This is a genomic window from Streptomyces sp. NPDC007863, from assembly GCF_040633895.1.
In the GTDB taxonomy this organism is placed as follows: Bacteria; Actinomycetota; Actinomycetes; order Streptomycetales; family Streptomycetaceae; genus Streptomyces.
In genome coordinates this window covers 205,736-227,639 of sequence record NZ_JBEYEI010000015.1, presented here as the reverse complement: position 1 = coordinate 227,639, position 21,904 = coordinate 205,736, and the positions used below count along the sequence as shown (strand labels likewise).

Sequence of the window (21,904 nt, the reverse complement as noted above, 5' to 3'; positions counted from 1 at the left end):
GCTCACCGCACGGGGCGTTCCCGCGGCTCGTCGGTGACGCTGCGGGCCTCCTTGCCCAGGAAGAGCGCGAAGACCGGCGGATGCTCCTTGAGCAGTTCCAGGCGCCCGCCGTCGGCCTCCGCCAGGTCCCGGGCGACCGCCAGGCCGATGCCGGTGGAGCTGCGGCCGCTGACCGCGCGCTCGAAGATCCGCGCGCCGAGGTCGGCGGGGACGCCGGGCCCCTCGTCGGTGACCTCGATCACCGACTGGTTGCCGGTGACGCGGGTGCGCAGGGCGACGGTGCCGCCGCCGTGCATGAGCGAGTTCTCGATGAGCGCGGCGAGGACCTGGGCGACCGCGCCCGGGGTGCCGATCGCGCGCATGCCCTGCTTGCCGGAGCGGACGATGGCCCGGCCCGCGCTGCGGTAGGCGGGGCGCCACTCCTCGATCTGCTGCTTGACGACCTCGTCGAGGTCGAAGGCGACGGCGGAGCCGGAGCGCGGGTCGCGGGAGTTCGTCAGCAGCCGCTCGACGACGTCGGTGAGCCGCTCGACCTGCGTCAGCGCGATCGTCGCCTCCTCCTTGACCGTGTCCAGGTCGTCGGCGAGGGCGACCTCCTCCAGGCGCATGGACAGCGCGGTGAGGGGGGTGCGGAGCTGGTGGGAGGCGTCGGCGGCGAGCCGGCGCTCGGCGGTGAGCATCCGGGCGATCCGCTCGGCGGAGGCGTCCAGGACGTCCGCGACCCGGTCCAGCTCGGGGACCCCGTACCGCTTGTGCCGGGGCCTGGGGTCGCCCGAGCCGAGCCGCTCGGCGGTCTCGGCGAGGTCGGTGAGCGGGGAGGCGAGCCGGTTCGCCTGGCGTACGGCGAGGAGGACGGCGGCGACGACGGCGAGCCCGGCGACCGCCACGATGATCAGGGCGGTGCTGCCCACCTCGGAGGTGACGGCCGAGCGGGACTCCTCGACGATCACGGTCTCGCCGCGCTCGCCCTCCGCGTAGCCCCGGATGACGCTGCCGGTGGGGCGGGTGCCGATCTCGATGGGCGGGCGGCCCGGGATGGTGACCAGGGCGTACCGCTTCGCGCCGCTCTGCTCCGCGAGGATGACGGGGCTCACCGGCTCGCCGCCGATGAGCCGGCTGTCGACGATCGAGACGATGCGGAGGGCTTCGGCGTCGACGCTCTCCTGGGCGCTGGCGGTGATGGTCCTCGTCTCGACGAGGACGAGGGAGACGCCGAAGACGGCGATCACCACGAGGACGACGGCGAGGGTGCTGGTGATGAGGCGGCGGCGCACGTGCCCTCCCGGGCGGGTTGCGGGGACTACGGCGGGCCGTCCGGGGCGGGCCTTGTCGGTGCGCCGTGCACCGGGTGGGGGTTCAGGCGCGGGGGCCTGGGCGCGGCGGAGGGCGCCGTCCGGGCGTGGGTCAGCTCTTCTCGAAGCGGAAGCCGACGCCTCGGACCGTGGCGATGTAGCGGGGGTTCGCCGCGTCGTCGCCGAGCTTCTTGCGGAGCCAGGAGATGTGCATGTCGAGGGTCTTGGTGGAGGACCACCACGTGGTGTCCCAGACCTCGCGCATCAGCTGGTCGCGGGTGACGACCCGGCCCGCGTCGCGGACCAGGACGCGCAGGAGGTCGAACTCCTTGGCCGTGAGCTGGAGCTCCTCGTCGCCCATCCACGCGCGGTGCGACTCGACGTCGATGCGGACGCCGTGGGTGGCGGGCGGGGGGGCCGGCTCGGTGGCGCCGCGCCGCAGGAGGGCCCGGACGCGGGCGAGGAGCTCGGCGAGGCGGAAGGGCTTGGTGACGTAGTCGTCGGCGCCCGCGTCGAGCCCGACGACGGTGTCGACCTCGTCCGCGCGGGCGGTGAGGACCAGGATCGGGACCGTGTGCCCGTCGGCGCGCAGCCGGCGGGCGACCTCCAGGCCGTCCATGCCGGGCAGGCCCAGGTCGAGCACGACCAGGTCGACGCCGCCCTGCAGTCCGGCGTCGAGCGCGGACGGCCCGTCCTCGCGGACCTCGACCTCGTACCCCTCTCTCCGCAGGGCGCGGGCCAGCGGTTCCGAGATGGATGCGTCGTCCTCGGCGAGCAGTACACGGGTCATGGGGTGATGGTAGTCCGCACGGGTACCGGGCCGGGGCGGGATCGCACGGCGGCGGCCGCCGCCTCCGAACGAGGGTGCGTAACCTGTACATCACCTTGGATTGACGCCTGTTGGTTCCATGGTCACCTGTGATCCATCTCTCAAGTCCTTCCATATCCGGCACTGTCGTGTCGTATGGTGGCGAGACGTCTGTAGCGGTAATCGGGGACCTTTGGCCTGCTTCGTCAGCCAAGGTCCTCTTTTCTGCGGCAGGTTGGCCCTGCCACCCTCGGACGGTGAAAGACCTGTGGGCCGGGTCCCGCGGCGCGAAGACGCGCGGCGGGGCGTGGATCCCGGGCGGGGTGCGAACGCCCCGGCCGGTGCCGGCCACCCCCCACCGGGCGCATCACGCTCACGAGGCGTCGCGTCCCGACAGAGCAAGGATCGACATGGCGGCAACGACCGTTCCCGCGGGTCCGAAGGAGTTCTTCGGACACCCCCGCGGCCTCGCCACCCTCTTCATGACCGAGATGTGGGAGCGTTTCTCCTACTACGGCATGCGGGCGCTTCTCGTCCTGTACCTGGTCTCCGGCGGCGCCGACGCGGCCACCGGCAGCCAGGGTGGCGGACTGGCCATGACGGCCGCCACGGCCACGGCGATCTACTCCGTGTACGTGTCGATGGTCTACCTGATGGCCATGCCGGGCGGCTGGTTCGGCGACCGCGTCTGGGGCGCGCGCAAGACCGTCGCGATAGCCGGTTTCGTGATCATGGCCGGTCACCTCTCGCTGGCCATCCCCGGCCAGGCGATGTTCTTCGTCGGCCTCGCGCTGGTCGCGGCCGGCTCCGGTCTGCTGAAGGCCAACATCTCGACGATGGTCGGCCACCTGTACGAGGGCCCGGACGACCCGCGCCGTGACGGTGGCTTCACCCTCTTCTACATCGGCATCAACCTCGGTGCCTTCGTCGCCCCGTTCGTCGTCGGCACCGTCGGCGAGAAGGTCAACTGGCACCTCGGCTTCGCGCTCGCCGCGGCCGGCATGGGTCTGGGTCTGCTCCAGTTCCTGATCGGCACGAAGAACCTGAGCCCGAAGAGCAACGTCGTCCCGAACCCGCTCTCGGCCGCCGAGCGCAAGAACATCCTGGTCAAGGTCTGCCTGGTCCTGGTCCTGGCCGCCGTCTTCTACGGCGTCGTCATCGCCCTGGGCATGTACACCCTGAACTGGGCGATCGTCCCGATCACCCTGGCCGGCCTGATCATCCCGGTCGCCGTCCTCGTCCGCATCAAGCGCGACAAGGACCTGTCGAAGACCGAGCAGTCGAAGATGACCGGCTACATCTGGTTCTTCGTGGCCGCCGCCGTCTTCTGGATGATCTACGACCAGGGCGGCTCGACCCTGTCGCTCTTCGCCGACGGCAAGACCGCGGACACCGTCCTCGGCTTCGGCTTCCCGGCCACCTGGTACCAGTCGCTGAACCCGCTCTTCGTCATGGCGCTGGCCCCGGTCTTCGCCTGGCTGTGGCTGTGGCTGGCCCGCAAGAACCAGGAGCCGAACACCATCGTGAAGTTCGCGATGGGCCTGGTCCTGGTCGGTGCCTCCTTCTTCGTCTTCGTCGTCCCGATGAACATGGCGGGCGACGGCACCAAGGTCTCCCCGATGTGGCTCGTCTCGATCTACATGATCCAGACCATCGGTGAGCTGTGCCTCTCCCCCGTCGGCCTCTCGGTCACGACGAAGATGGCGCCGCAGAAGTACGCCTCCCAGATGATGGGCGTCTGGTTCCTCGCCGTCACCGCCGGTGACTGCACCACGGGTCTGCTCTCGCTGGCCGGTGTGGACCTGAACGGCACGGGGGTGATCGCCATGGAGGCGTCCCTCGCGGTCCTCGCGGGCTTCGCGATCTTCATGTACCGCAAGAAGGTCCAGAGCCTCATGGGCGACGTGCACTGACGCACGACCGCACACGGGGGACGGCCCCGGCACACCCTTCACGGTGTGCCGGGGCCGTCCCCTTTCCCGGTGCCCTTCGCCGTGCTCGACCGCGCCGCTCAGCGGTTCCCGCGGGCCAGACGGCGCCACGGGGTGAAGGTGAAGACCGCGCCGCCGAGGAGGATCACCGTGCCGGCGACCAGGCCGAGGGCGCGCAGGGCGCCGTCGGACTCGGCACCGGTCTGGGCGAGGCCGTCGCCGGAGCCGCCGTCGCCGCCGTTCCCGGAGGGGCTGCCGCCGTTGCCGGCGCCGCCGTCGTCCGTGCCGCCGTCGTCACCGCCGCCGGACGCGCCGCCGGACTGCTCGGCGGTGTCCAGGGTGAGGGAGGCCGCGGCCGTGCCCTTCACCGTGCAGGGGATCTTGATGGGGTCGGCGCCGGGGGCGAGGACGACGCTGATGGTGAGCGCGCCCGGGGAGAGCGTCGCCTTGCCGGTGGCACCGGGGCGGTAGGTGCCCTTCATGTCGGTGAGGCTCACCGGGTCGTTCATCTTGAGCGCGGTGGGGTTGGGCGCGCCGGTGACCTTGACGGTGCCGCTGTCGTCCCCGCCGATCTTGATGTCCATGCTGGGCGTGAGGGCGTTCGCGGGCAGCGGCGCGGGGCTGTTCATGACGCCCTTGGCCGTCTTGACCGTGAGGTCGTACGCGCCGCCGTTCTTCTTGGCGTTGATGGTGACCTTGGAGTTGATGGCGGCGGGGCCGGGGGACGTACAGGCGAAGGCCACCGCGACCTCCTTGCCCGGGAAGTCGGTCCGGCCGCCGGAGCCTCCGGAGCCTCCGCTGTCCGAGCCCCCGCCGCTGCCGGAACCGGAGCCGGAGCCGGAGCCGCTGCCCGAACCCGACCCGGACCCTGAACCGGACCCTGAACCGCCGCCCGAGCCGCCTCCGCCGTCCGTCACCTTGATCGTGGCGCCGACCGGGACCTGCTCCTTGGGCGTGCACTTAGTGTTCGTGGACATCGGCTTCGACACGTTGATCGTGTACGCGTCCGGCGTCAGCGTGACGTCGCCCGCCTTGGTCAGCTTCAGGGTGCCCTTCATCTCGGGCAGCACCATGTCGCTGTTCTTGGGGATCGGCGGGTTCTTCCGGGGGCCCTCCATGGCGACCGTGCCGCTCTGCGCCCCGGCGACCTTCATGGTGCCCGTGGGCTTCACGGTGTCGGCGTCCAGGTCGAGCATGTCGGGGTTCTTGGAGGCCGGCTTGACGGTCTTCCAGACGACCTCGACGGTGTCGCCGACCTTGGCGGTGGCGGGTGCGGTGACGAGCACCGTGGTGGTGCCCTGGACCGGCGGGAGGCCGGAGATCGACGGCGGGATGCACTCCGTCCTGAACGAGATCTGGGCGGCCTGGGCGGAACCGGCGGAAAGCAGGATCCCCGCGCCGCCGAGCATCAGCGCGACCCCGGCCGCGATCGTCCTCCGTTGCGTGCTCACGAATGTCCCTTCGTCGTCGGACTGTTCTCGGTCGGTGCGGAGTCGGGGAGGAACCACGGGAGGGCCGCGGTCGTCCCGGGGCCGTCCGCGTCCGCCGGTACGGCGACGGGGACGGGGTCGCGGTTCCGGCCGCCGGCCCGGTCGACGAGGACCATGCCGGCCCGGAAGAGGGCGGCGGGCACGACCAGGGCGAGCAGGGCCCAGAAGAGGACCACGCCCCAGGGTCGGCCCACCGTCCACGGCTGCTCGGCGAGGAGTTTCCCGCCGTACGAGACGGACACCCGGTAGTCGCCGTGGGCGCCGGCGGAGAGCTCGACGTCCAGCTCGATCCTGGCCTTCTGCCCGGGCTTGATGGTGCCGCGCCACTGCCGCTCCTCGTCGCCCGGGGCGAGGACGCCGCGGGCGGTGCCGACGAGGAACACCGGGTCGCGGACGGGCGCGCCGCCGAGGTTGCCGACGGTGAGGACGAGGGTGCGGGACGGCGGCGCGCCGAACCAGGTGAGGACTCCGCCCGAACCCTCCAGGCGGGCGGCGGTGAGGACGGCGAGCCGTCCGTCGCCGGTGGCGTCGGGGAGCGGGGCGGTGGGGTGGCCGGCGACGGTGAAGCCGGCGTCGACGACGTCCTGGGTGCCGGTGACGCCGGAGACGTGGACGACGCAGGGGCAGGGCCTGGGCGGGGCGGCCACCGGCAGCTTGACGCTGAAGGCGCCGCGCGCGTCGACGGTGGCGGCCCGGCCGTCGGTGTTGGCGCAGCTGTTGGTGCCGCCGACGACGCCCTTCTCCGGGGTGCCCTGGCCGCAGAGCAGGACCATGAGGAGCGCGCCGGCCTTCCAGCCGGCGCCGCTGACGGTGAGCTCGCCGCCCTTCGGGGCCTGGGCCTGCGAGACGGCGACGGTGGGGTCGCCCGCGGCGGGCGCGGGGTGCGCGGGGGCGGCGGGGAGCAGGGCGAGGGCGAGCGCCGTGAGCAGCGCGGCCAGGGCCGTACGGGGGCGGGCGGCGGCCGGTCTCATGCGGGGGCTCCCTTCGTACGGGCCCGGCGCCGGAGCGTGTACGCGGCTCCGCCCGCCGCCGCGAGCGGCAGCAGGCCGGCGGCGGCGAGGGCGGGCGCGGAGGCGAAGACGGCGGCGGTGGCGGCGGTGGCGGGGGTGGCTCCGGGGGCGGTGGCGGTGAGCCGGACGGTGACGGAGTCGAGAGCCGGCGGGTCGGGCCAGGGTTCGGCGCGGGCGGCGCGCTCGCCGGGGCGGAGGGTGAGCGGCAGGGCGCGGTCGGGGAGGTCGAGGACGGTGCCGAGGAGGCCGTCGGCGCGGACGGCGAGGCGGGGTCGGTCGAGGACGGTGCTGCCGCGGTTGACGAGGGTGTAGTGGAGGGTGCCGGTGGCGCGGTCGACGCGGGCGTCCTCGACGGTGAGGGCGGCGAGTTCGGGGCCGCTGACCTTGAGCCGCAGGTCGACGCCGACGCTCCGGCCGCCGGCCCCGGCCCGTACCGTGCCGCGGTGTTCGCCGGGCGCGGTGGCGGCGGCGACGGTGACGGCGAAGGGCACGTCGGCGCGGGTGCGGGCGGGCACGGTGACGGTGCGGGCGGCGAAGGCGACGGCGGCGGGCCCTTCGCCGGTGAGGGTGACGGTGAGCGGGCTGGGTCCGGGGTTGGTGACGGAGAGGGTGTCCTCCAGGACGCTCCCGGCGGGCCCTTCGAGGTAGGCGTACGGCCGCCCGGCGGCGGGCGCGGCGGTCCACTCGGCGGAGGCGGCGGGGCGTTCGGCGGTTCCGTGCGGCGCGGCGGTCTCCTGCGGCGCGGCGGCGAGCGTGCCGAGGACGGCGCCGGCGGCGAGGAGCGCGTACCGGGTCCTGGTCATGGGCGGGCCGGGCGGGGGCGGCGGGTGAGCCAGAGGAGGGCGCCGGTGCCGCCGAGGAGGACGGTGCCGCCGAGGGTGGCGAGGGCGGTGGTGGTGGAGAGGCCGCCGGTCTTCGGGAGTTCGCCGCCGGGCAGGGCCTCCTCCTCGTCGGGCTCCTCGCCGGACACGTCCCCGGTGCCCGCTCCGGTCTCCGGCAGGCCGGTGACCGTGAGGGTGAGGGAGGGGCCGGGCTCGTTCGCGGGTTCGCAGACGGCGGCGTCCATGCCGAGGGCGTGGACGGTGAGCACCCCGGCGGTGAAGGTGACGGTGCCGTTGCGCTTCGGCGTGTAGGTGCCGGTGAGGGTGCCGATCCTGACGGGGGTGAAGGCGGGGACGGCGGCGGGGTTGGGCGTGCCCTTCACCTGGAGGGTGCCCTCGTCGTCGCCGCCGAGGACGAGGGCGGCGCGGGGGGTCATGACGCCCTTGGGGAGTTCGACGGGGCTGTCGGAGACGCCTTTGTCGAAGGTCATGGTGATCGTGTAGGCGTCGCCCTTCCGCTCGGCCGTGACGTCCACGGGCGAGACGGCGGAGCGGTCGCCGATCTCGGTCTCGCAGGCGTACTTCACGTCGACGACCTCGGCGTGGGCGGCGGGCGCGGCGGCGAGGCCGGCCGGGGCCCAGACCGCGACGGCGGCCGTGAGCACGGCGGCCGTCCTCCTCCGGTTCGGTTGCTTGGACACCCGTGACCCCTCACGCAATTTCCTGACGCGCCATCAGATTGGCCGTCAAGGTACGCCCGGGGCCCTACGGAGGGAAGAAGAGCGACGGTGAAAGTCCTGCGGTGGTCGGCGCCGGGGGGCGGGGAACCGTCAGGCGGGGGCGGCCAGTTCGGCCCAGACCGTCTTGCCGGGGGCGCCCGGCATCCGCTGGATGCCCCAGTCGAGGCAGAGCCGCTGCACGATGAACATGCCGTGCCCGCCGGGGCGTCCGGCCCGGTGCGGGGTGCGGGGCGCGGGCTGGCCGGCGCCGCGGTCGGTGACTTCGAGGCGGACGGTCGTGGCGAGGCGGACGACCCGGAGCCGCTCGGGCCCCTCGGCGTGCAGACAGGCGTTGGTGACGAGTTCGGAGACGACGAGCAGGACGTCCTCGGCGGCCGCGCGGCGGTCGGCGCCCGCGGCCGGCAGCCAGCCCCACTCGGTCAGCGCGGTCCGGGTGAAGTCGCGGGCGAGCGGGACGGTGCCGCTGGTCTCGCCGAGCGCGAGCGTACGGACGTCACGGACGTCGGAAGCCTGGTCCATCAGCACTTCACCTCACCGGTCGACGAGAGAGCAGGGGCGGGGACGAGAAGGGTGGCGCGGAGGTGCGACGGGGCGTCAGCCGGAGCCGGGCAGGGCGGTGGCGAGGGTCTCGTGCACGGTGAAGACGGCCTCGGCGCCGGTGATCCGGAAGACCCGGGCCACGGCGGGCCGCATGGCCACCAGATGGACCGCGCCGCCGGCGGCCTCCGCGCGCAGCCGGGCCCCGAGGAGCACGTTGAGGCCGGTCGAGTCGCAGAAGCCGAGGCCGGCGCAGTCGACGACGAGCCGGACGCGGCCGGCGTCGAGGGCGGCGTCGAGCGGGGCGCGCAGCAGTTCCGCGGTGTGGTGATCGAGCTCACCCACCGGGGTGATGAGTTCCGCGTCACCGTCCGCGCCGCCGACCACGACCCTGGTCTCGACCCGCAGCCGCTCGGGCCGCGCGCTGCCGATGTGCTGGCGGTCCATGGTGTGACGCCTCCTCGATCGACTCCGCCGAACCCTACTAGCGGGGCCCCTTCCGGTGCACACGAGCCCACCACGAAACAGCCCAAAACGGATTATTGCCACTTGCAACGATCGCCGCCGAGCAGGTAGGGCTAGTACGGAACACCCGATCCAGCCGGCATTGGAGGCGCCGCACACCGCACCCGGACACCCACCCTGGAGGAGACCCATGTCACCCCGGCTCGACGCCCCGCGCACCCCCACCGCGCCGTCGACACCAGCCCTTCCCCGTCCCGCCGCCCCCACACCCGCGCTCCCCCCGGCGCTCGACGGCCCCCTCGACCGCGTCGCCCCCGCCGACGCCCGCGCGCTCTCGAAGGACCTCTTCGCCCGGCTCGCCGAACTCGAAGAGGGCACCCACGAGTACGCGTACGTCCGCAACACCCTCGTCGAACTCAACCTGGCCCTGGTCCGCTTCGCCGCCGCCCGCTTCGGGACCCGCAGCGAACCCATGGAGGACATCGTCCAGGTCGGCACCATCGGCCTCATCAAGGCCATCGACCGCTTCGAGCTCGCCCGCGGCGTCGAGTTCCCCACCTTCGCGATGCCGACCATCATCGGCGAGATCAAGCGGTTCTTCCGCGACACCTCCTGGTCCGTGCACGTCCCCCGGCGGCTCCAGGAACTCCGGCTCGACCTGGCCCGGGCCGGCGACGCCCTCTCCCAGCGCCTCGACCGGGCACCCACCGTGGCCGAACTCGCCGCCGAACTCCGGCTGACCGAGGACGAGGTCGTCGAGGGCATGGCCGCCAGCAACGCCTACACGGCCGCCTCCCTCGACGCCCAGACCGAGGACGACGACCACGGGCAGAACGAGACCACCCTCGCCGACCGGCTCGGCTACGAGGACGACGGCCTGACCGGCATCGAGTACGTCGCCTCCCTCAAGCCGATGATCGCCTCGCTCCCCGAACGCGAACGGCTCATCCTCTCCCTCCGCTTCGTCACCGGCCTCACCCAGTCGGAGATCGGCGCCGAACTCGGCATCTCCCAGATGCACGTCTCCCGGCTGCTCTCCCGCACCCTGGCCCGGCTGCGCCGCGGACTCACCCTGGAGGAATGACCGCCGCTCCGGAGGAATCGCCCCCACCGGCCCCCACGAGCCGCCAAGATGGCGACGGAAAGGGCCCGTTCACGGTCTTCGACCCGGACGGGCCCTTCCGCGCGTTTCAGGGGGACGGCCACAACGGCCGCGGGGCGGGCCGTTGTTGACGGGACCGTCCGGAATGGGCCACATTGAGCCCGGGGATCTGGGGGGAATCTGTCATGGTTTCTGCGTACGCGGACCTGGAAGAGGGCATGCGCGCGCGGCTCGGGGGCCGGGAGTGCCTCTACGTGCCGTCGTGCCGCCTCGGGCTCTACCTCGCGCTGCGCCGCTGGTGCGCGCCCGGCGGCCGGGTGCTCATGTCACCGGTCAACGACGACGTCATCTTCTTCGTGGTGCTCGCCGCCGGCCTGCGGCCCGTCCAGGCACCGCTCGACCCGCGCGACGGCTCCCTCGACCCGGCGGCCGTGCCCGACGCCGTCTGGTCCGGACTCTCCGCCGTCCTCACCACCAACCTGTACGGCAACCCCGACCCGGCACCCGAGCTGCGCGCCCGCTGCGACCGGCTCGGCATCCCGCTCCTGGAGGACGCCGCCCACGCCATCGGCTCCACCGTCGGCGGCCGGCCCGTCGGCGCCTGGGGCGACGCCTCCGTCTTCAGCCTCTCCAAGCACACCGGGGCCAAGACCGGCGGCTTCCTCACCCTCGCCGACCCGCGGCTGCGCGACGGACTCGCCGCCGAGCGGGACGCGCTGCTCCGCCCGGCCCGGCTCGCCAAGGAACTCGCCTACCTGGCCCGCCCGTACGCCGAGGCCACCGCCCGCGGCCTGCGCCTGGCCCGGCCCGCGCACGCCGCCCTGCGCGCCCTCGGCGTCCACGAACGGCCGGGCATCCGGATGCCGTTGCGCCCCGAGGAGCTGGCCCGCGCGCTCGGCGCGGCCCCCGCGCTCGACCCCTTCCACTCCTGGGTGCGGGTCGACATGCACGACTACCGGCTCCGCCCCGGCGCCGGCCGCCTCGCCCGCACCCGCCGCAGGCTCGCCGCCCTCGACACCGTCCTCGACGCCCACCGCGCCGGCACCGCCCGCCTCCTCGCCGGCGAGTACTCCGGGCAGGGCCTCCCGGCGGACGGCGAGGTGCCCGCGCTCTTCCGGGTGCCGCTGCTCGTCGAGGACCGGGACGCCGCCGTCGCCGCGCTCGCCCGCCGCCGCATCACCGTCGGCTACCTCTACGACCCGCCGCTCGACGCCTACGCCGGGGAGCGGTTCACCGACCCCTCCCCCGCGCCCGCGGCCGCCGCCTGGTTCGCCCGGCACGCCCTGCCCGTGGACCCGCGCCGCGCCGACGAGGTCCTCGCCGTCCTGCGCGCCTCCGGCGCCCGGCCGGTCACGCCCGAACCCTCCCTCGGCGGCGCCCGGTGACCGGGACCGTACGGGCCCGGGGCGCGGACCCGGACGCCCCGGGCGCGCGCGAGGCGAAGGGCACGGAGGCCCCGGCCGCCGACGGCGACGACTCGCTCTTCCGCAACGCCTACGCCCTCATGCTCTCCACCGGCGTCTCCGCCGCCCTCGGCCTCGGCTTCTGGCTGGTCGCCGCCCGCTACTACACGGAGGAGGCCGTCGGCCAGGGCTCCGCCGCCATCGCCGCCCAGCGGATGCTCGCCTCCATCACCGCGACCACCCTCTCCGGCGCCGTCGTCCGCTACGTCCCCCGGGCCGGCCGCGCCACCGGGCCGCTCGTCGCCCGCCTCTACCTCCTCAGCACGGTGGTGGTGGCCGCCGCCTCCGGGATCTTCCTGCTCACCCTGGACCTGTGGGGACCCTCGTACGCCCCGCTCGGCACCCTCTCCGCCGGGATCTTCTTCACCCTGTCGACCGTCGGCTGGGCGCTGCTCACCCTCCAGGACGGCGTCCTCACCGGCCTGCGGAAGGCCTTCTGGGTGCCGGTCGGCAACGCCGTCTTCTCGGTCGGCAAGCTCGTCCTGCTCGTCGTCCTCGCCGCCGCCCTGCCCGTCCTCGGCGTCTTCGTCTCCTGGGCGGCCGCGATCGCGCTCTCCACGGTCCCGCTGGCCTGGCTGGTCTTCCGCCGGCTCATCCCGGCGCAGGCCCGCGCCGACCGGGACCGCGAGCCGCCCACGTACCGCGAGATCGGACGCTTCGTCGCCGGCGACGCCTTCGGGGCGGTCTTCAGCCTCCTCATGATCAGCCTGCTGCCGGTCATGGTCGCCGTCCGCTTCGACGCCGCGCACAACGCCTTCTTCTACACGGCGTACACCGTCGGCGGCACCATGGAGTTCATGGCCATCAACATGGCCTCCTCGCTCACCGCGCACGCCTCCCACAGCCCCGAGTCGCTCGCCGAGGGCGTCCGGGGAGCGCTGCGCCGGATGGTGCTGCTGCTCGTCCCCGTCGTCCTCGTCCTCGTGCTCTTCGCGCCGCTGATCCTCACCCCCTTCGGCCAGGGCTACACCGACAACGGCTCCCTGGTGCTGCGGCTGCTCGCCGCCGGGGCGCTGCCCCGGGTCGCGGTGGAGCTGTACATCGGGGTGCTCCGCGTCCAGGGCCGCACCGGGATGCTCGCCGCCGTCCAGGGCGCCATGTGCGTCCTGGTCCTCGGCTCCGCGGCCGTCCTCCTCGGCCCGCTCGGCATCGCCGGGGCGGGTGCGGCGGTGCTCGGCGGGATGACCGTCATGGCCCTGGTGTGCGCACCGGGCCTGCGGACGGTCCTGAAGGGCACGACGCCCGTGACGCCCCCGGAACCGCCGGCCGCGGAGCCCCCGGCGCTCGCCCCCACCCCCGCCGAGGACGACGGCTACGGCACCCAGTGGGCGCGGCAGAGCGCCTATCTGCGCGCCACGGCCGCGCAGGACACGGTCACGCCGGCCTTCGGCATCCCCGTGTACGTGCCCCGGCCGCGCGCCCCCGAGCCCGCGCCCGTACGCCACGCCCCGCCGCCCGTGCGGGACCGCGCGGCGGCCGTCCTGTGGTCCCTGCTCGCGGCGGCCGCCGTCGTCTTCTGGCTGCCGCTCACCGGCGCCGCGCCGCTCGGCACGGCCCCGCTCGCCGGCTCCGAGCTGCTCGCCGCGCTGCCCGCGCCGACCCTGGCCGCCGGGCTGCTGCTCGTCGCCCTCCTGGGCGCGGCGGTCGCCCCGCGCGCCTTCCGCGGCGGCTACGCGGCGGCCGTGCTCCTCGCCACCTTCCTGGCCCTGCACACCGCCCCGCCGCTCCTGGGCCTGCTGCCGCCGCCCGCCGTCGGCCCCGGCGCCGGGCTCCTCGGCACGGGCCCGGCGGCGTGGCTCGCCCCGATCGCGGCGCAGGCGGCGTGCCTGGCCCTGGTGGCGGTGCTGCTGCGGGTGTGCGGGGCGGGCGGCCGGATCACGGTCGGCGTGGTGTGGGTGCTGGTCTGGGCCGGCTGGGCGGGGCAGCAGTCCTTCGCCGCCGCCCCGCTCCCCCTCCTGCTCGGCCTGTCGGGCGTCACCATGGCGGCGTACGCGATCCGCGGCCTGCGCGCCTGAGTCAGCCCTCCGGCAGCGGCTGACGGAAGTACGGGGCGAGTCCCGCCTCCCGGTATCCGTCGAGCCCCGGCCCGGAGTTCACCGTCAGGTCGCACCCGGGTCCGGGCACGGCACGGTTCCAGTGCACGTACGCCTTCGCCTCCGGCAGCGTCGGCGCGACCTCGGGAATCCGGGCGTACCAGTCCCGCTGACGCCCGGGCCGCTCCGGGTCGGGGGCGGTGGCGAACTCGGCGAGCATGACGGGCTTGCCGGCGGAGACGTTCGCGCGGAGCCAGTCGTAGGAGGGGCGCTGGCTCCTCCCGAAGTCCAGCCAGTCGGGCGACTTGTGGCAGAGGTAGTAGTTGTACTGGTCCATGCCGATCCAGTCGACGTAGGCGTCGCCCGGGTAGAGGGCCTTCATCGTGGCGGCGTTCCCGAGCCAGCCGGAGACCGTCCACACCCACACCACGTTGGTGACGCCGAGCTCGCGGAAGCGGTCGTGGAGGTGGCGGTAGGCGGCGACGTACTCCTCCGGGGTGCCGGCGCCCTCCGGGATCCGGAAGTCGGCCTCCTGGTCGAAGGAGAAGAAGACCGTCTTGCCGTAGGCCTTGATGCGGCGGGCCTGCGGGTCGATGACGGACTCGTCGTAGCGGCCGGAGGCGATGTTCTTCCAGCCGAGCTGCTTCTCGGTCCAGTTCGCGTGGTGCTTCTCGGTCCACACGGTGGACTCCCAGGCGAGCATCAGCAGCCGGTCGCGGCCGAGTTCGACCTCGTCGGGCGTGAGCAGCTGTCCGTCGGCCGCGCTGCCCGACATGTCGTGGTAGTTGTACACGAGGTCGAGGCGGCGCCCGATCTTCTTCTCGAAGGCGTACACCGGCCGGGTCAGCGAGCCGTCCTCGTCGTACGGGACGTACGCGCCCCACCAGGCGCCGCAGGGCGCCACCAGGCGGGCGTCCGGCCGGCAGCGGTCGCCGTCCCGCTCCTCCGCGAGGGTCGCCCACACGCCGACGCCGGCGGTCAGCGCGCCGACGGCGGCGAGCGCCACCGCGAGCCGGCCGGCGGAACCTCCCCTGTCCCGCCGCCCGTTCACCCGTCCTCACCGCCGCCCCGTTTGCGGAACCGGAAGCCCGGCAGCAGGGCGGCGACGGTGACGAAGGCGGCCAGGACGCCCAGGAAGGCGGCGACGCTGAAGGCGTCCGCGAGGAAGAGCCCGGTGGCGGTGAGGGTGGCCAGGGCGAGGCTGACCGGCGCCGCCAGGGCGAAGACCTCCAGGCGGGCGTCGGGGCGCGGCCCGGCCGGCTGCCGCGTCAGCAGCACGAAGCCGGGCGCGAAGCCGACGAAGGCGAGGACGGGGATCCAGCGCAGCGGGGAGCCGTCGGGCAGCGCGGTGGCGGCGAGCGCGACCCAGCCGGAGACGGCGAGGGCGGCTCTGCGCCGGACGGGGGTGAGGCGTGGGAGGGCCATGGCGTACCTGCTCCTTCGGTCGGGTCGGTGGAGGGGCGGAAGGGTTCAGCCGGTGGTGGGCTCGTAGCGGAGCACGATCCCGTACCGGCTCTCCTCCACCACCCCGAAGAGCGGGGACGCCTTCAGGGCGGCGACGAGGGCGTCGAAGCCGCCGGGCGGGAGGTAGCCCTCGCCGATGACGGCCTCGGCCTGGGTGGGGGTGAGGATCACGTAGGCGGGCCGGCCGGCCGGGATGCCGCCGGCGAGGTAGCCGGCCGGGTCCTTGAGCATCCGGAGGTTCTCGTCGACCTCCTGCTCGGTGAAGAACCAGCGCTCGTACCGGTCGTAGCGGTAGTAGGCGTCGGAGAAGGCGCCCGTGGCGGCGAGGATCAGCGCCCCCTCGGGGGCGTGGTCGAGGGCCCGTCGGGTCAGCGCGGTCTCTCCGGGCTGGGCGTAGTGCATGCCTTCCTTGCCGTAGTACGAGGGCAGGAAGCCGGCGAGCATGGCGAGGAGGGCGAGCGGCAGCGCGACGGTCGCGGCCCGGCGGGCGGCGGTCGCGCCCCGGCTCGCCGCGCCGGCGGCGGGGACCAGCGCGGCGGCGGCGAAGAACGCCGCGCCGGGCAGGCCGAAGAGGTAGACGCGGAAGATCATCTCGCCGCCGTAGTCGTTGACCAGGACCAGCGGGACGGGCGCGGCGGCGGCGAGAATCAGCGGCAGGGCGCTGCGGGCGAGCCTGCGGCGGAGCAGGACGGCGGTGACGGCGAGCCCGCCGAGGGCGAGGACCATCAGGACGTTGGCGCTGCCGACCAGCTCGGGGCCGGGTCCGGTGGGTTCGCCGGCGAAGCCGGGCCGGGAGTTGGCGAGCAGGTTCCCCAGCTTCTCGCCGAGGGTGGAGAGGGTGTCGAGGAACAGCTCCCGGCCCATGGTCAGGTACCAGGCGAGCATGAGGACGGCGGCCGTGGCGAGCAGCCCGAGGTTGCGGTGGCGGCGGGTGAGGCAGAGCGCCGCGAGGGTCACGCACAGCATCAGCGGGGTGAGCTGGTGGGCGGCGTTGACGGCGGCGACGACGGGGACGAGGAGGAGGACCGTGACGGCCCGCTGCCGGACGGTCGTGGCCGGCGGGACGGCGGCGGCCGCCGGGTCGAGGACGGCCCGGTCCCGCAGCCGGCCGGCGGACCCGGGCCGCACGAAGCGTCGGACGACGACGGCGAGGACGGTGAGGTACAGCAGGTACGAGAAGCCCTGCGGGGAGAGGTAGTCCTGGCCGACCCAGTTGGCCAGCTGGAAGATCCACACCGCCGCCCACACCAGCCGCCAGTCGTCGGTGAAGGTCCGGTAGACGAGGACGAGGACGGGCAGGGTGAGCAGCCCGAGCGCGACCGGCGCCCAGTTGATGAAGGAGGCGGCACCCTCGACGCCGAAGGCGCGGACGAGCGCCGCGTCAAGCGCGAAGAAGCCGGGCCACTGGTCGTAGGCGGACATGCCGCCGGAGAGTTCGGTGCCGGGGTGGACGGTGCCCTCGGCGAGCAGCCGGGTGATGATCGCGTCGTGCTTGGACGCCCAGGCGTAGCGGACGGTCTCGTAGAGGACCGCGGGCGGCGCCTTCAGGGCGACGAGCATCGCGACGCTGTAGACGGCGGGCCAGGCGGGGGCGGTGCCGGCCCGGCGGAGGCTGAGGACGAAACCGAGGGTGAGGACGGCGAGGGCGGCGTAGAAGGTGACGGGGAAGCGGTCGAGCAGGCCGAACTCGTCGATGTGCCGGAAGTCGACGCGCGGCAGTGCCCAGAGCCAGAGCGCGGCGGCGAGGAGGAGCGGGGCGAGGGCGAGGACGAGCGGCGCGCGCGGCCGCCGGGCGGCGGGTGCGGCGTCCGGCGCGGCGGCCGGTGCGGTGGGCGGCGCGGTGGGCGGCTTCGCCTCGTGCGGGCCGTCCGGCTGCGCGGGTACGGCTCCGTCGGTCACCGTCCCCGGCCGGTCCTGTGCCTGTTCCCGCGCCTGCCCTTGCGCCTGTCCCTGCTCCTGCTTCTGCACGAACTCTTCTCCCTGTACGGGGTGGTCGGTCTCGGTCGGTCCTGCCGGGTCGCCTCAGCCCGCGAACTCGGGTCCCTTCACCAGGGCGCGGGTCCGGCGGTAGAGGCGCCAGCCGAGGGTGGGGAGGGAGTCGGGGTACGGGGCGACGCGGGCGCCGCGGCCGTCCATCCAGGCCTCCACGTCGGCGGCGGTGTGGTCGCGGCGGACGATGAGCCGGGCGATCCGGAAGAGTTCGTCGGACGCGGAGCTGAGGGCGTGCCGGACGGCGACGGCGGAGGCGTATCCGGCGGCCTCGGCGGCGCGGCGGACGGCGGGGCTGTTGTAGCCGTGCGGGTAGGCGAGGTGGCGGACCTCGTGGCCGAGGACGTCCTCCAGTTCGGCCTTGGAGTCGCGCAGTTCGCGGCGGAGCGCGGCCGGCCGGAGGGTGTCGAGCTGGGGGTGGCTGACGGTGTGGCCGCCGACCTCCATCCCGTACTCCTCCAGGCGCGGCGCCTGCGCCAGCGTCATCATCGGCGCGGGCGGCAGGAGGCACGGCCGGCCGGGGGCGAGGGCGCCGGTGGTGAGGTACGCGGTGGCCGGCAGCGCGCGGGCGGCGAGCGCCTCGGCGGTGGGACCGGCGAGGTCGGCGAAGCCGTCGTCGAAGGTGAGGACGACGGGCCGGGGCGGCAGCGGGGTGCCGGCGGCGAGGTGTCCGACGAGCCCGCCGACGGTGAGCGGGGTCCGGCCGGCGGCGGCGATCGCGTCGAGATGGGAGGCGAACTGCCGTGGCGTGACGGTGAATTCGGCGATCCAGGACGGCGGATCGTCCATCACCGGGTGGTAGAGGAGGACGGGGACGCGGGTCATCGGCCGGCCCCCCGGGAGAGGCGCGCCCTGAGGTAGCCCAGCGGGCCGTAGAGCATGCCGCGCCGCTCCAGGCGGGAGAGGGACGCGGGCCACGGGTGGTGCCGGGTGCCGTGCTCGCCGGGGACCCCGCCGCCCTGGGAGCCGCCGCGTTCGGCGGTCATCGTCCGGGCGTGCGCGAGGCCGCGCGGGAGCCGGGCCAGGAGGGCGGGCAGCAGGGCGGGGCGGCGGACCATCGTGGCGGTGAGGTACGCGGTGAGGCCGGCGCCGTAGCCGTACGCCTGGTTCTCCAGGTCCTGCCAGGTCTCGCGGTGGTGGTGCCAGACGAGCGCGCCGGGCGCGTACCGGAGCCGGTGCCCGGCGGCGAGGACGGCGACGAAGGCGTACAGGTCGTCGCCGCCCCGCGCGGCCGTCCCGGTGCCGGTCGCCGGGTCGAAGCCGCCCGCGCGGCGCAGCGCGGAGGCCCGGAAGGCCATGTTGGCGCCGGAACCGAAGCTGCCGGCGGTGAAGGGGAAGAGCGGTTCGTCGGCGGGCGGGCGGGCCGGGTCGTAGAGGCGGGGCGCGAAGCCCTTGGCGAAGCCGCCGTGCGATTCGAGGAGGATCTGCGCGGGGGTGGCGAGCCGGGCGGGCAGGATCAGGCCGGTGACGCAGCCGAGCCCGGGGTCGGCGGCGAAGGGCGCGGCGAGCGCGGTCAGCCAGTGCGGATCGGCGATCACGTCGTCGTCGGTGAAGGCGAGCACCTCGCCGCCGGCCGCGGCGACCCCGGCGTTGTGGGCGGCGGCCAGACCGGGCCGGTCCTCGCGGACGTAGCGGACCCGGCCGGCGTACGTCCGCCGGACCAGGTCGTGGGTGGCGGAGGTGCGGGGGGCGTTGTCGACGACGATCAGCTCGTGGTCGGGGTGGTCCTGCGCCAGGAGGGAGTCGAGGGCGCGGGCGAGGGAGCCGGGGCGTTCGCGGGTGGCGACGACGACGGAGGCGCGGGGCGGGGCGGCGGCGGCCTCCGGCGCGCCTTCCGCCGCGCGCCGCTCCGCGTCCGTGCGGGGCGTGGCGGCGTCGGCCAGCCGCTTCGCGGCGAGTGCGGCGAGGACCTCGGCGGGGTCCTCGCCCTCCTCGTAGCGGCCGAGGACGGTGGCGGCGGGGCGGCCGTCGACGCGGACGAGGGCGTAGACGTCGCCGGGGGCGACCTCGGCGGCGCCGGGGGCGGGGCGGAGTCGCGGTCCTGCCGCACCGAGGTCCAACTCGGCGACCGATATGGCGGGTTGCTGGTTCAACGGGGATCCCCCAGGGACGTACGGGTTCGAGGCCGGGTGCGGGCCGTCGGTGCCGCCGCGCGGCTAGCGGTCGCCCTTGAGGCGGGCGAGGGTGTTCAGGGCCTCGCGGGCGCGGGCGGCCAGTTCGGGGCGGGAGCGGACGTAGGCGTGGGCCGCGCGGACCGGCTCGCGGCGCAGCCAGTGGAGGGCGGTGCGCGGGTCGGGGCGGGTGACGGCGCCCTCGTACACGGTGAGCTCGCCGGTCTTCAGGGAGTCCTTGTACTCGGCGGCTCCCCGCCCGAGGTCGAGCATCCCGATCCCGGCGGCCGCCGCGCCCTCCGCCATCCTCAGGTGGAGGACGAGGCCCGGGGAGTACTTGGCGAACTCGGGGTCGTACGCGGGGAACCAGCACGACAGGACGGTCGCGGAGCGGAGCCCGAAGTGCGCGGCGACCGGGCGGTCGCCGACGTAGAGCACGGACAGGACGCCGGAGCAGCCGGGCGCGCGCCGCGCGTGGAGGCGGCGGACGAGGGCGCTGATCCACTCCTGTGCGAAGCGGTCGCCCCGGCCGGTGCGGCGGTACTGCGCGGACTTCCACTCCATGAGGGTCCGCAGGGCGGCCGGGTCTCGCTCGTCGAAGACGAAGCGGACCTCGCCGTCGGCCTGCCGGGCGAGCCTGCGCTCCTTGGCGAGGGTGGTCTTCAGGAACTTCGGCGACTGGACGCGCAGCAGCGCCTCGTACGCCGCGTACCCCTCGCCGACGTCGATGACGGGGGAGGCGAAGGACTCGTCGGCGGCGCCCTCGAAGACGGGCTGCCCGGTCTCCAGGTTGTCGTACTCCCAGAAGACGAGCCCGCAGGCCCGCAGCAACGCCTCGGTGCCGGGCCGCAGTCCGGGCCGGAAGACGCCGCCCTGGCTGTCGGAGACGCCGAAGCCGATGGCCCGCCCGCGCCCCAACGGCCCCTTCTCGTACGGGAAGAATCCGACGGGCTCGCCGTCCTCCCACCACACGGCGACCCGCGACCGGGGCCGGACGGCCCCGACGGCGAGGGTGAACTCCGGCTCCATGAAGGGGTTCGCGGGCGCCCCGGACTTGGCCCTCAGTTCACGCCACGCCTCGATCTCCCGCGCGCCCAGCTCCTCCGGCCGCACGGTCCCCACACGCCAAGCACTCACCTAGCCGACCCCCCGGTCATCCCCCTGAGCACTGCCAGGACAGGACGGTACCGGTCCGAACCGTTCCCCGGCAGGCATACTCGGCGTTTCGATCACGGAGGGGGACGAGGGTGACCGGGATACCGCTGGGGCGGGGCCGCACGGCCGACGTGTACGCGACGGACGACGGGGGCTGGGTGCTGCGCCGCTACCGCGACGGCGGGGACACCGCCCGCGAGGCGGCGCTGATGGTCCGGCTCGCGGAGGCGGGCTACCCCGTCCCGGCGGTCCGCGGGGCGGCCGGGCCCGACCTGGTCATGGAGCGGCTGCGCGGCCCTTCGCTGATGGACGGGCTGCTGGCGGGGGCGTACGAACCCGAGGCGGCCGGGGCGCTGCTCGCCGGCCTGCTGGACCGGCTGCACGCGCTGCCGGGCCGGGTGGTCCACCTGGACCTGCACCCGGGGAACGTGGTGCTGGCCGAGGACCGGGGTCCGGTGGTCATCGACTGGCGCACGGCGGAGGAGGGCGCGGAGCCGGGGCTCGACCGCGCGATGTCGGCGCTGATCCTCGCCGAGGTCGCGGTCTCGCCCGCCCCGTACGCCCCCGGCGCCCGGGCGGGCCTCGCCGCTCTGCTCGCGGCCTCGCCCGGGCCGCTGCTGCTGGCGGAGGCGCGGTCGCGCCGGGCCGCCGACCCGAACCTGACGGCGGCGGAGGTCGGCGCGCTCGGCGCGGCGGAGGAGCTGGTGCGGTCGCTGACCGGGTGACGGTCAGGACGCCCGCGCACGGCGGATCCCGGTGATCGCCGGGTCGCCCGCGATCGGGGCGCCGAAGGCGTCGACGCGCACGCCGGTGGCGGTGGCGGTGACCTCCAGGGCCAGGTTGTCGTTCGGCGAGAGGTCACGGAGGTCGATCCGGACCCGGAGGGCGCCGTCGCCGGGCATCCGGTGGACGCTCTCCGGCAGGTAGTCGGCGCCGGCCAGCGCCTTCCGCAGCGCGGCCTCGTCGGCCGGGGCGCCGGCGGCGAAGGCGGCGCGGACGCGGTCGGCGTGCGCGTCGGCGGCGCACCGGTCGACCTTGTCCAGGGGCACCTCGTCGTAGGAGACGGTGGCCTCGGGGCCGGGCGCCGGCGGCAGGTCGGAGGGCAGCTCGGCGGGGACCGGGGGCTCGGCGGGGACCGGGGGCGGGGCGTCGGCCGGCATCCCCGGCACCGTCTCCGCGAGGTTGCTCACCGCCGGCAGCGGGGGCAGCTCGATCATGGAGCCCGGGGCGCAGGTGTTCGCGATGCCGAGGGCGATCGCCTGGGCCCGCACGGTCGGGTCCGGGTGTCTCTCCAGCTCCTTCCCGGAGAGCATCCGCGGGGACGGGCTCGCGGTAACGGCCGCGGGGGCCGCCGCGGGGGCCGCCGTGGCGGCGGGCTTGCCCGCGGCGCCCTGCGTGCCGCAGGCGGTGAGGGTCAGGGCGCCGAGGGCGGTGGCGGTCAGGGCGAGGGTGCGGAGGAGGCGCTTCGACGTGGTCATGCCGGAATCATGCGG

Annotated in this window: 20 protein-coding genes; 5 read left to right on the top strand and 15 right to left on the bottom strand. The window is 74.9% G+C overall.

The window, feature by feature from the left end; translation table 11 throughout:
* Positions 1-2 precede the first annotated feature (2 nt).
* Complete coding sequence (locus ABZ621_RS24100) at positions 3-1,274, bottom strand: ATP-binding protein (RefSeq protein WP_360607807.1); 1,272 nt, start codon at positions 1,272-1,274, stop codon at positions 3-5.
* Between the two features lie 130 nt (positions 1,275-1,404).
* Positions 1,405-2,082, bottom strand: a complete 678-nt coding sequence (locus ABZ621_RS24095; protein WP_360607805.1) for a response regulator transcription factor — start codon at positions 2,080-2,082, stop codon at positions 1,405-1,407.
* 428 nt (positions 2,083-2,510) lie between these two features.
* Here ABZ621_RS24095 and ABZ621_RS24090 point away from each other — a divergent pair, with 428 nt between their 5' ends.
* Entirely contained in the window at positions 2,511-4,013 is a 1,503-nt protein-coding gene (locus tag ABZ621_RS24090; RefSeq protein WP_360607803.1) for an oligopeptide:H+ symporter, read from the top strand.
* Between the two features lie 98 nt (positions 4,014-4,111).
* Here the strand turns inward: ABZ621_RS24090 and ABZ621_RS24085 are convergent, their stop codons facing one another.
* From ABZ621_RS24085 to ABZ621_RS24060, 6 genes are all read right to left on the bottom strand, one after another.
* Complete coding sequence (locus ABZ621_RS24085; RefSeq protein WP_360607841.1) at positions 4,112-5,440, bottom strand: hypothetical protein; 1,329 nt, start codon at positions 5,438-5,440, stop codon at positions 4,112-4,114.
* A 38-nt stretch (positions 5,441-5,478) separates the two neighbouring features.
* On the bottom strand, positions 5,479-6,492 hold the full coding sequence (locus tag ABZ621_RS24080; protein WP_360607801.1) for a hypothetical protein: 1,014 nt from the start codon (positions 6,490-6,492) through the stop codon (positions 5,479-5,481).
* Positions 6,489-7,334 (bottom strand): hypothetical protein, encoded by an 846-nt coding sequence (locus tag ABZ621_RS24075; RefSeq protein WP_360607799.1) that lies wholly within the window; start codon positions 7,332-7,334, stop codon positions 6,489-6,491. The genes ABZ621_RS24080 and ABZ621_RS24075 overlap by 4 nt, the downstream gene beginning before the upstream one ends.
* A complete protein-coding gene (locus tag ABZ621_RS24070) occupies positions 7,331-8,017 on the bottom strand; it encodes a peptidase (protein WP_360607797.1) in 687 nt (228 codons plus the stop codon). Before ABZ621_RS24070 ends, ABZ621_RS24075 begins: the two co-directional genes overlap by 4 nt.
* A gap of 165 nt (positions 8,018-8,182) precedes the next feature.
* The gene (locus ABZ621_RS24065; protein WP_360607795.1) at positions 8,183-8,611 is read right to left on the bottom strand and encodes an ATP-binding protein; all 429 of its coding nucleotides are present in this window, start codon (positions 8,609-8,611) and stop codon (positions 8,183-8,185) included.
* A gap of 75 nt (positions 8,612-8,686) precedes the next feature.
* Complete coding sequence (locus ABZ621_RS24060; RefSeq protein ID WP_360607793.1) at positions 8,687-9,076, bottom strand: STAS domain-containing protein; 390 nt, start codon at positions 9,074-9,076, stop codon at positions 8,687-8,689.
* A 208-nt stretch (positions 9,077-9,284) separates the two neighbouring features.
* On the opposite strand from ABZ621_RS24060, the gene ABZ621_RS24055 reads away from it, so the two are divergent.
* The 3 genes from ABZ621_RS24055 (at position 9,285) to ABZ621_RS24045 (ending at position 13,674) form a co-directional block, all read left to right on the top strand.
* Positions 9,285-10,178: an RNA polymerase sigma factor SigF gene (locus tag ABZ621_RS24055; protein WP_360607791.1), complete on the top strand. Its 894-nt coding sequence runs from the start codon at positions 9,285-9,287 to the stop codon at positions 10,176-10,178.
* 236 nt (positions 10,179-10,414) lie between these two features.
* A complete protein-coding gene (locus ABZ621_RS24050; protein WP_360607839.1) occupies positions 10,415-11,581 on the top strand; it encodes a DegT/DnrJ/EryC1/StrS family aminotransferase in 1,167 nt (388 codons plus the stop codon).
* Between the two features lie 119 nt (positions 11,582-11,700).
* Positions 11,701-13,674, top strand: a complete 1,974-nt coding sequence (locus ABZ621_RS24045) for a lipopolysaccharide biosynthesis protein (protein WP_360607837.1) — start codon at positions 11,701-11,703, stop codon at positions 13,672-13,674.
* A 1-nt stretch (position 13,675) separates the two neighbouring features.
* Here the strand turns inward: ABZ621_RS24045 and ABZ621_RS24040 are convergent, their stop codons facing one another.
* The 6 genes from ABZ621_RS24040 to ABZ621_RS24015 form a co-directional block, all read right to left on the bottom strand.
* Positions 13,676-14,743: a glycosyl hydrolase gene (locus ABZ621_RS24040; RefSeq protein WP_360607789.1), complete on the bottom strand. Its 1,068-nt coding sequence runs from the start codon at positions 14,741-14,743 to the stop codon at positions 13,676-13,678.
* On the bottom strand, positions 14,740-15,117 hold the full coding sequence (locus ABZ621_RS24035; RefSeq protein WP_360607787.1) for a hypothetical protein: 378 nt from the start codon (positions 15,115-15,117) through the stop codon (positions 14,740-14,742). The genes ABZ621_RS24040 and ABZ621_RS24035 overlap by 4 nt, the downstream gene beginning before the upstream one ends.
* 45 nt (positions 15,118-15,162) lie before the next feature.
* Entirely contained in the window at positions 15,163-17,124 is a 1,962-nt protein-coding gene (locus ABZ621_RS24030) for a hypothetical protein (RefSeq protein ID WP_360607785.1), read from the bottom strand.
* Positions 17,125-17,178: 54 nt separating this feature from the next.
* Positions 17,179-17,970, bottom strand: coding sequence for a polysaccharide deacetylase family protein (locus ABZ621_RS24025; RefSeq protein WP_360607783.1), 792 nt, complete (start codon positions 17,968-17,970; stop codon positions 17,179-17,181).
* A complete protein-coding gene (locus ABZ621_RS24020) occupies positions 17,967-19,238 on the bottom strand; it encodes a glycosyltransferase family 2 protein (RefSeq protein ID WP_360607781.1) in 1,272 nt (423 codons plus the stop codon). The genes ABZ621_RS24025 and ABZ621_RS24020 overlap by 4 nt, the downstream gene beginning before the upstream one ends.
* 63 nt (positions 19,239-19,301) lie before the next feature.
* Positions 19,302-20,378: a GNAT family N-acetyltransferase gene (locus ABZ621_RS24015; RefSeq protein WP_360607779.1), complete on the bottom strand. Its 1,077-nt coding sequence runs from the start codon at positions 20,376-20,378 to the stop codon at positions 19,302-19,304.
* A 125-nt stretch (positions 20,379-20,503) separates the two neighbouring features.
* Here ABZ621_RS24015 and ABZ621_RS24010 point away from each other — a divergent pair, with 125 nt between their 5' ends.
* Entirely contained in the window at positions 20,504-21,136 is a 633-nt protein-coding gene (locus ABZ621_RS24010; protein WP_360607777.1) for a phosphotransferase, read from the top strand.
* A gap of 3 nt (positions 21,137-21,139) precedes the next feature.
* On the opposite strand, the gene ABZ621_RS24005 is transcribed toward ABZ621_RS24010, so the two are convergent.
* Entirely contained in the window at positions 21,140-21,889 is a 750-nt protein-coding gene (locus tag ABZ621_RS24005; RefSeq protein WP_360607775.1) for a hypothetical protein, read from the bottom strand.
* Between the last annotated feature and the right edge of the window lie 15 nt (positions 21,890-21,904).

What these genes read in the sequence shown, in the direction of transcription:
- ABZ621_RS24045 (WP_360607837.1), top strand. Translation starts at nt 11,701, where the DNA reads ATGCTCTCCACCGGCGTCTCCGCCGCCCTCGGCCTCGGCTTCTGGCTG.
- ABZ621_RS24080 (WP_360607801.1), bottom strand. Translation starts at nt 6,492, where the DNA reads ATGAGACCGGCCGCCGCCCGCCCCCGTACGGCCCTGGCCGCGCTGCTC.
- ABZ621_RS24085 (WP_360607841.1), bottom strand. Translation starts at nt 5,440, where the DNA reads ATGCTCGGCGGCGCGGGGATCCTGCTTTCCGCCGGTTCCGCCCAGGCC.
- ABZ621_RS24025 (WP_360607783.1), bottom strand. Translation starts at nt 17,970, where the DNA reads ATGACCCGCGTCCCCGTCCTCCTCTACCACCCGGTGATGGACGATCCG.
- ABZ621_RS24090 (WP_360607803.1), top strand. Translation starts at nt 2,511, where the DNA reads ATGGCGGCAACGACCGTTCCCGCGGGTCCGAAGGAGTTCTTCGGACAC.
- ABZ621_RS24060 (WP_360607793.1), bottom strand. Translation starts at nt 9,076, where the DNA reads ATGGACCGCCAGCACATCGGCAGCGCGCGGCCCGAGCGGCTGCGGGTC.
- ABZ621_RS24055 (WP_360607791.1), top strand. Translation starts at nt 9,285, where the DNA reads ATGTCACCCCGGCTCGACGCCCCGCGCACCCCCACCGCGCCGTCGACA.
- ABZ621_RS24050 (WP_360607839.1), top strand. Translation starts at nt 10,415, where the DNA reads ATGCGCGCGCGGCTCGGGGGCCGGGAGTGCCTCTACGTGCCGTCGTGC.
- ABZ621_RS24075 (WP_360607799.1), bottom strand. Translation starts at nt 7,334, where the DNA reads ATGACCAGGACCCGGTACGCGCTCCTCGCCGCCGGCGCCGTCCTCGGC.
- ABZ621_RS24065 (WP_360607795.1), bottom strand. Translation starts at nt 8,611, where the DNA reads ATGGACCAGGCTTCCGACGTCCGTGACGTCCGTACGCTCGCGCTCGGC.
- ABZ621_RS24095 (WP_360607805.1), bottom strand. Translation starts at nt 2,082, where the DNA reads ATGACCCGTGTACTGCTCGCCGAGGACGACGCATCCATCTCGGAACCG.
- ABZ621_RS24005 (WP_360607775.1), bottom strand. Translation starts at nt 21,889, where the DNA reads ATGACCACGTCGAAGCGCCTCCTCCGCACCCTCGCCCTGACCGCCACC.
- ABZ621_RS24035 (WP_360607787.1), bottom strand. Translation starts at nt 15,117, where the DNA reads ATGGCCCTCCCACGCCTCACCCCCGTCCGGCGCAGAGCCGCCCTCGCC.